Genomic DNA, 1,587 nt, shown 5'->3' with positions numbered 1-1,587 from the left:
AGCTTGATCTTTAACCTCCGTGGGTCCTTTGGGGACCCTGACTGACCACGGAAACAGCCCTTGGTCGATGATCTTCTTGTCTAGGGAAGAGCATCAATAACCAAGGGCTGTTCTGGTGACCAGTGTGCATGATCGTGCTGCGGCTGATGCCGTCGGGGACCTGGACAGGTTCCGGCGAGTGTTCTACGACTGCTTGACCGCCCGAGCCGACGCCTTGTTCGACCTGACGGACGCGGTGTTGTGCGCCGATGGGCCGGTCCGGTCGTTGGTAGAGTTGTCGTTGGTGGGTGAGCACCGCCGCGGTCACGGCGCGTTGTACGACGCCCTCGCGTGCGGGCGGCTGGACATCGACCGGCTGCGCACCGCTCTCGCCGGGGTGCCGCTGCCTCGGGCGGCCGACGGGCGTCTCGTGCTGGCGGTGGACATCACCTGTTGGCTGCGGCCGGACGCGCACACCTCACCGCAGCGGATCCTGTGTCACACCTATGGGCGTGGCAAGGACCAGACGATCATGGTCCCGGGCTGGCCGTATTCGATGGTCGTGGCCCTGGAGTCGGGTCGCAGTTCATGGACCGCCCCGCTGGATGCGGTGCGGCTGGCGCCCGGTTCTGACGCGGCGACGGTCACCGCCGGGCAGGTGCGGGACATCGTGGGCCGGCTAGTCGCGGCCGGTCAGTGGCAGGCCGGTGACCCGGACGTGCTGGTCGTGGCCGATGCAGGCTACGACGCGCCCCGGCTGGCGTTCCTCCTGGCCGATCTGCCCGTGCAGGTCCTCGCGCGGATGCGCTCGGACCGGGTACTGCGCCGAGCCGCACCACCCCGCCTGCCGGGAACGAACGGCCGCCCGCCCCGGCACGGCGGCGAGTTCGTCTTCGGTGATCCCGCCACCTGGGGCGAACCTGACGCGGCCACCATCACCGACACCCGCCTCTACGGCACCGCGTGGGCCCGAGCCTGGAACCGGCTGCACCCCCGACTGACCCACCGAAACGCCTGGACCAACTCGGCGAAGGTGCTGCCGGTCATCGAGGGAACGGTCATCCGCTTGGAGGTCAGTCACTTGCCCAGCGGCGCGACCCCGAAGCCGGTGTGGCTGTGGTGGTCCGGCGTCGACCCCACCACCGCTGACGTCGACCGGCTCTGGCAGACCTTCCTGCGCCGCTTCGACATCGAACACACATTCCGCCTGTTCAAGCAGACCCTCGGCTGGACCTGCCCGAAAATCCGCACCCCGCAGGCAGCCGACCTCTGGACCTGGCTGACCCTCGCCGCCTACACCCAGCTCCGCCTCGCTCGCGCCGCGGCCGCCGACCTGCGCCGCCCCTGGGAGAAACCAGCACCACCGCAGCGCCTGTCACCCGCACGCGTCCGCCGAGGGTTTCGACACCTCCGCACGAAGACCGCCTGCCCCGCCGGCGCACCGAAACCCTCCCGGCCAGGACCAGGACGGCCACCCGGGCGCCGCAACACCCAGCCCACCCCGCGCCACGACGTCCACATCGCAACCACCAAGAAGACCAACAAATCCGGCACCACGAAAACGAAGACCACGAATCCCCGCCCACGCCGAACAGGTTAAAGATCAAG

General features: G+C 68.9%; 1 protein-coding gene. It reads left to right on the top strand.

What is annotated here, in order from left to right:
- Positions 1 to 115 precede the first annotated feature (115 nt).
- Positions 116 to 1,579 (top strand): NF041680 family putative transposase, encoded by a 1,464-nt coding sequence (locus AB0F68_RS35195; protein ID WP_357346210.1) that lies wholly within the window; start codon positions 116 to 118, stop codon positions 1,577 to 1,579.
- Positions 1,580 to 1,587 lie beyond the last annotated feature (8 nt).

Origin of the sequence: Micromonospora sp. NPDC023966 (assembly GCF_040639095.1) — a bacterium.
In the GTDB taxonomy this organism is placed as follows: domain Bacteria; phylum Actinomycetota; class Actinomycetes; order Mycobacteriales; family Micromonosporaceae; genus Micromonospora.
This window is presented reverse-complemented; position numbering and strand designations above follow the sequence as displayed.